A 6,145-nucleotide genomic window follows, 5' to 3' on the forward strand; every position below is an offset into this window, starting at 1 on the left:
CCGGTCCGCGGCCTGGTCGCGGACCGGCGAGGAAGTACCTTCCACCCCACACGTGTTGACCTGCTGAAGAGGGCGAAATCCACGGGGCCTCCGGAGCCGTTGCCTTGAGGGTTACGCCGTTCGGAGGCCCCGCGGACGCGGGTGCGCGGAGGGGTTTTCCCGTACGGGTTGTGCCGTGGGACCAGAGTCGCGACCGTCCCGCCGCAGTACACACCGAGCCCGGGAAACCCGCACTCCTTCGAGATCCGATCCCCGGACGGTGAACGCGGTCGCCGCCCGTCCCGCGTGGACAGGACATCTGGACGCTCCAGGCGAGGCGGAGCAGTCCGGCGCGCTCTTCCGGTGACTTCTCCGCGTGATGGGTCCGCTCGCGCCTCTCCCCAGTGGCCGTCGGCAGCCGTCGGAGCCGAAGGCGACGGGGGGCCGCGATCGGTCCGGGCTGCGGGTCGGGGGTGGGCCGTGCCCCACCGGGGCTCTGTTCGTCGCGGTCGCGACCGCGACGAACACACCGTTGCGCCGGGTCAGTACGCTGTCGCTTTCGGTGACGGGATCGGGTGTTGCTTTGAGTTACCGGTTACCCGCGACGGGCGGGATCTCGGCGCATGAAGTGGCCCGTGCGGAGGTAGGGATCCCGGCTGATGAGCTGGGTCCGGTGCGACCCCAGGGAGGGGTTTGGCGATGGCGTTGATCATCAGTGGTGAGCGGGCCGACCGGGGTCGGGGTGCCGGGTGAACGCGCCGGATCCGTATGGGGTCACGACTGGTCCGGGCCAGGAGGCCGAGCGGTTCGTGGCGGTCTCGGCCGTGCTGACGGGGTTCGACGCCGCCGAACTCGCGGCGACCGGCATGGCCGAGACCTACCGGGAGTTCGTGAAGCGGCGGGTGGAACCACTCGTCTATTCAAGGCTGGTGGACGGACTGGCCGGTACGACGGCCGATGTGCACACAGCGTTGGGCGGCGACGTGCGGCTGGGCGAACTCGCGCGGGCCGTGTGTCATCTCTGGTACCTGGGGGAGTGGCCGGGGCTGGTGAACGACGACGGCGGGGCGGTGCCCTGTCTGGTGTCGGGGCGGGCCTACGCCCGTGGGCTGGTCTGGCGCAGCTTCGGCGGTCATGCGCCCGGCACGGGACAGCCCGGCTACGGCACGTGGGCCGATGTTCCGGCCGGTGCGGCAGGAGGCGGGGTCCGTTGACCGGCGGTGAGGACTTCGATGTGATCGTGGTCGGCGCGGGAGTCGCGGGATCGCTGGTGGCGCGGCAGTTGGGGGACCGCGGCTGGCGTGTCCTGGTCCTGGAGGCGGGCCTGGGCGGGGCGCGGGAGGTGGACGCGGAACGTTTCCGGTCCGCGTCGGTGAAGGTCCCCGGCGCGGCGATCGCGGAAAATCCCCTGGTGCCGTCACCCGACGTACCGGATCTCGGTGGCCGGACCGGTGGTGGGTACCGGGCCGACGGATACCTCATCCAGAACGGCCGGCTGCCGTACGCGAGTGGCTATCTCCGGGTGAACGGCGGTACGGGCACCGCGTGGACGGGGCTGGCCCCGCGGATGCATCCGGAGGACTTCCGCACCGCGGACTTCGGGTACGGCCGCAGTTGGCCGATCGGTTACGAGGAACTGGAACCGTACTACCGGGCGGCGGAGCACGAACTGGGCGTCGCGGGCGATCCGGTGGAACAACGGGACCTTGTCGGACTGCCGCTCGCGGACAGCTACACCTTCGCGCACGGCCCCTTACCCGCGAGCTACCTGGACCGGCTCATGGCCGAGCGGCTCGACGGACGGAAAGTCACCGATCCCTCGTATCCGGGCCGCGTCGAACTGAAGGTCGTCGGGACGCCTCAGGCGCGCAACAGCGCGGCCACCGAGGAGCACGGAGCCCTCTGCGAAGGCAGCGCCAGTTGTATCCCGGTCTGCCCCACGGGGGCGAAGTACACCCCGCTGCGGACACAGAAGCGCTGGGGACCGGGTGTCACCCTCCTCACCCGCGCGGTGGCCGGCCGCCTGCTGGCGGATCCGGCCGGCCGGATCACCGGAGTCGAGTACCAGCGTTACGACGACCCCGCTCGGCCCTCTTCGGTCACCCGGCGGGTGGCGCGGGGGAGTACGGTCGTGCTGGCCGCACACGCGATCGAGAACGCCCGGCTCCTGCTCTCCTCCGGCCTGGCCAACTCCAGCGATCAGGTGGGCCGGAATCTGATGGACCACCCCGTCCTGCTCACCTGGGGCCTCATGCCGGAGCGGACGGGTCCCTACCGCGGGCCCGGTTCGACGTCCGGTCTGGAGGGATTTCGTTTTGGTCCCGCCCGCACCGCTCGCGCCCCTTTCCGTGTGGAGATCGGTAACTGGGGCTGGACCTGGGCCGTGGGCCCGCCCGGTCACGAAGTCGTCGACCTCCTGCGCCGTGGGAACCCGGCGGCCACGGGAGCGGGGGCGCAGGGGCGGGGACTGTTCGGTACGGAGCTGCGGCAGGCCGTCGGAAACCGTGTCGGGCGGCAGTTCGCCCTGCAGTTCGAGATGGAGCAGAGCGCCGATCCCGCCAACCGCGTGACGCTCGACCCCCACCACCGTGACCCGCTGGGCAACCCGCGCCCCGTCCTGACCTACGACCTGTCCGACCACGTGAAGAGGGGCATCGCCGCGGCCAAGGCGGTGTCCGACGAAATCTTCGCCCTCCTCGGGGCGGAAGATCACAGCCGGTACGCATCGGGGCCGTCCCAGCCCGGATGGTTCGAGTACGACGGCCGGCCCTACGCCTACCGCGGCGCGGGCCACGGCGCCGGAACGCACATCATGGGCGAGCGCCCCGCCGACTCCGTCGTCGATTCCTGGCAGCGCGCCTGGGACCACCCCAACCTCTACCTGGTGGGCTGCGGCAGCATGCCCTCCCTCGGCACGTCCAACCCGACTCTCACCATGGCCGCGATCACCCTGCGCAGTGCCGAGCGGATCCACCGCGATCTGTCCGCGGAGCGCGTCACGATCCACCCGCCGGCCCCCGGAAACGCTCCCGGCCACGCCACCCCAGAGGAGACAGACGCCCCATGACCGACGCCCCCTCCCTGCCGCCCGTCGCGGCCCCGTACCAACTGCCCTTCCATTACGGGGCCCTGCACAACATCGGCCTCGACTACCTTGTCGACCCCGCCCCGGTGCGCAAGACACTGGCCGAACACCATCCGGACCTGAGCGCCGCCGACTTCGACGGCCGGGCCTGCGTCACCCTCAACTACCAGCTCTACTTCGCCCAGTATCCGAACGGTGGCGGCATCACTCAGGAGATCGAGTACAGCATCGTCGCGCACCCCACCGCCGGCGCCGACCGCCTCGCCCGCCTGACGTACGAGCAGTACGCCCACGGCCACGACCAGACCAAGCTGCTCGGCATCGCCCGGCTCCACGTACTGTGCGACAACCCGCTGGCCATCGAGGCCGGCACGCGACTCTACGGAGAACCGAAGTACCCCGCCTGGTTCGAGACGACCCTTCCCTCACTCAACGGCCCGGCCGGCGACGCCTGGACCGTCGCGTGCAAGCAGGCCACGCACGCTCCCCCGGCCCCGGCCGTCGATCGCCAGGACCGGGCTCTTTTCTCCTTCCGGGCCGATCTGACGGGGCTGCCCCGTATCCCCGTCAACAACACGCCCATCACCGGCTACGGCACCGACCCGAGCGGTCGGCCACTGGCCGGTCCCATGAACGTCTACCAGCCCTACCAGTACGTTTCACTGACCGGCGCGGCAGAGCGGGCAGAGCTCACTGTTCACGACCGGACCTCCCCCGTCGGCGCCGACCTGACCGCCCACGTCGCCGATACCCCCGCCGCCGGGGCGTGGACGTACCAGTCGGCCCCCGTCGCCGCCCACAATCGCCCCTACTACGTACCACGCGCGGGCTGACCCACGCTGAGGCCGGCACGGCCGCGTACCCACATCGCACGCGGAACGAACGACCGGACTCCCACGGTGACCGATGTCCTCACGTCCGGCCCCGCCGTGTGGAGGCGGGCGGAACCGACAGGGCGGTCAACCAGTCGTGGACCGCCAGGGCGGTGGAGTCCGCGTGCTCGCTCATGAGGGTGTAGTGGTTGCCCCGGACGGTGACATCGGTGCGGGGAACGTCCACCGACGCACGCCAGTAACCGTCGTCCTCCGACACGTCGAGCCACTCGTCCGCCCGCAGGAAGAGAACCGGCGTGGAGAGGGCCTTGGGCGTCCAGCCACTGAAGAGGTGCCCGTACGCGCCCATGGCGACGAACTGCCGCGACGCCGCCCCGGGCAGGTCGTTCAGCAGCATGGTCCGACGGGTGTTCTCCCTGAACAGCCGCTCCTGCGCGCGCTCGTCCATCTGCGGGGGCGGCAGGTACGTATCGATCAGCACCAGGCCCTGGGCGGGGCGGCCCAGTTCCTCCAGGCGCTGCGCGAGCGCGGCGGCGATCCATCCGCCGGAGGAGTGGCCGAGGAGCACGGCGGGACGGTCCTCGAAGCCCGCCCGCACCGTCGCCACGTGCAGGTCGAGCAGGGCATCGAGGGTCGCGGGCAGTGGCTCGGTGCCCTGGAAGCCCGGTGAGCCCGCCACCCAGGTCTCCCGGAGGCCGTCCAGACTCTTGGCGAAGGAGGTGTAGTGGTCCGCGTCCGAGGGCGCCACCAGCGGCAGGTAGCACATCAGCCCCGGCTCGGCGGGGCCTTCGGCCAGGCGGCGCGGCATACCGCGGACCAGCTCGGCGTCGGCGTCGTCGAACGTGGGCCGGATGCGGGCGGCCGCCCGCAACACGTCCATGAATGCGTCGGCCCGGTTGGTCTCGACGGCCTCCTGCTGGAGAGTGAGGAGGAAGTCGTCGGCGGACGGCCGGTCGTGTACGGGAGCGAGGAGCGCGTCGTCGAAGCCGAGCTGTTCGAGGTGTGCGGCGAGGGCGTTCGGGCCGGCGTGGTCGAAGACCAGGGTGGCCGGCAGCCGTCGGCCGATCAGGGCCGCCAGGCGGTTACGGAGCTCCAGACCGGTCAGCGAGTCGAAACCCAGATCCCTGAATCCCTGCTCGGCGTCGACCTGTTCCCGTGAATCGTGGCCCAGCACCACCGCGACCTGATCGCGGACCGTGTCGAGCAGCAGGGCGTGCCGCCGGTCCGGTTCCAGGCCCGCCAGCCGCGCGGCCAGCCCCGCCTCCGGCAGCGGAACGCCGTCGCCCGCCGTCCTGCGACGGGTGTTGCCGGGCGCCAGGGCCCGCAGTATCGGGGGAACCCCGCCGTCTCCGGCCCGGAGCCGGCCGGGCTGCCAGCGTACGAGGTGCACCACACCGTCAGGGCCGGCGCACGCCTGATCGAACAACCGCAGCGCCTCGCTCGTCGACAGCGCGAGCATGCCCGACCGCGACATCCGGGCCAGGTCCGTTCCCGACAGATGCCCGGTCATGTCACTTGCCTGCTCCCACAGGCCCCAGGCGAGGGAAAGGGCGGGAAGCCCCTGGCCGACACGCTGCTGGGCCAGGGAGTCGAGGTAGGCGTTGCCCGCCGCGTAGGCGGCCTGGCCCGCCGAGCCCATGGTCCCGGCCATGGAGGAGAACAGGACGAACATCGAGAGGCTCTGACCGGCGGTCAGCTCATGCAGGTTGCGTGCCCCGTCGACCTTCGGCGCGAGCACCGCCCGTACGCGCTCGGGGGTCAGCGACGCCAGCACGCCGTCGTCGAGCACCCCGGCGGCGTGGACGACACCGGTGAGCGACACGCCTTCCAGGGCCGAGCGCAGCGACTCCTTGTCCGCGACATCACAGGCGCGCAGGTCCACCGACGCGCCGAGCTCCGTCACCTCCGCCACCAGCTCCGCGGCGCCCTCGGCCTCCGGGCCCCGCCGACTGAGCAGCAGGAGGTTCCGTACGCCGTGACGGGTCACCAGGTGGCGGGCCATGATCGTGCCGAGTGTTCCGGTGGCGCCGGTGATCACGACGGTGCCCTCGCTGAGATCCCGCTCGTGCGGGGCGTCGCGGGGGCCGACGCGGGTGAGGCGGGGGGCGCGGATCCGGTCCCTGTGGAGGGAGAGTTGTGGTTCGTCGGTGGCGAGGAGGGTGGTGACGGTTCGGGGTGTGAGGTGGTCCGTGTCGTGTGGGGTTGTGGTGCCGGTGTCGGTGCCGGCACCGGTGTCGGTGTTGAGGTC

4 protein-coding genes are annotated in these 6,145 nt (G+C 71.5%); 3 read left to right on the plus strand and 1 reads right to left on the minus strand.

The window, feature by feature from the left end; translation table 11 throughout:
- The first annotated feature begins 788 nt into the window (after nt 1-788).
- From ACFXPL_RS33960 to ACFXPL_RS33970, 3 genes are read left to right on the plus strand one after another with little or no spacing between them, the layout of a single operon-like run.
- Nucleotides 789-1,193: a hypothetical protein gene (locus ACFXPL_RS33960; protein ID WP_384926937.1), complete on the plus strand. Its 405-nt coding sequence runs from the start codon at nt 789-791 to the stop codon at nt 1,191-1,193.
- Nucleotides 1,190-3,046, plus strand: a complete 1,857-nt coding sequence (locus ACFXPL_RS33965; protein WP_384926939.1) for a GMC family oxidoreductase — start codon at nt 1,190-1,192, stop codon at nt 3,044-3,046. Before ACFXPL_RS33960 ends, ACFXPL_RS33965 begins: the two co-directional genes overlap by 4 nt.
- On the plus strand, nt 3,043-3,897 hold the full coding sequence (locus ACFXPL_RS33970; RefSeq protein ID WP_384926941.1) for a hypothetical protein: 855 nt from the start codon (nt 3,043-3,045) through the stop codon (nt 3,895-3,897). The genes ACFXPL_RS33965 and ACFXPL_RS33970 overlap by 4 nt, the downstream gene beginning before the upstream one ends.
- A 79-nt stretch (nt 3,898-3,976) precedes the next feature.
- On the opposite strand, the gene ACFXPL_RS33975 is transcribed toward ACFXPL_RS33970, so the two are convergent.
- Nucleotides 3,977-6,145: type I polyketide synthase (locus ACFXPL_RS33975; protein WP_384926943.1), on the minus strand; the 2,169-nt coding region annotated here is incomplete at its 5' end.

Source organism: Streptomyces sp. NPDC059092 (assembly GCF_042756365.1).
Classification (GTDB): Bacteria; Actinomycetota; Actinomycetes; order Streptomycetales; family Streptomycetaceae; genus Streptomyces.

Bases quoted from the DNA above. Each gene is read 5' to 3' on its own strand.
- ACFXPL_RS33970 (WP_384926941.1), top strand. From the start codon at position 3,043: ATGACCGACGCCCCCTCCCTGCCGCCCGTCGCGGCCCCGTACCAACTG.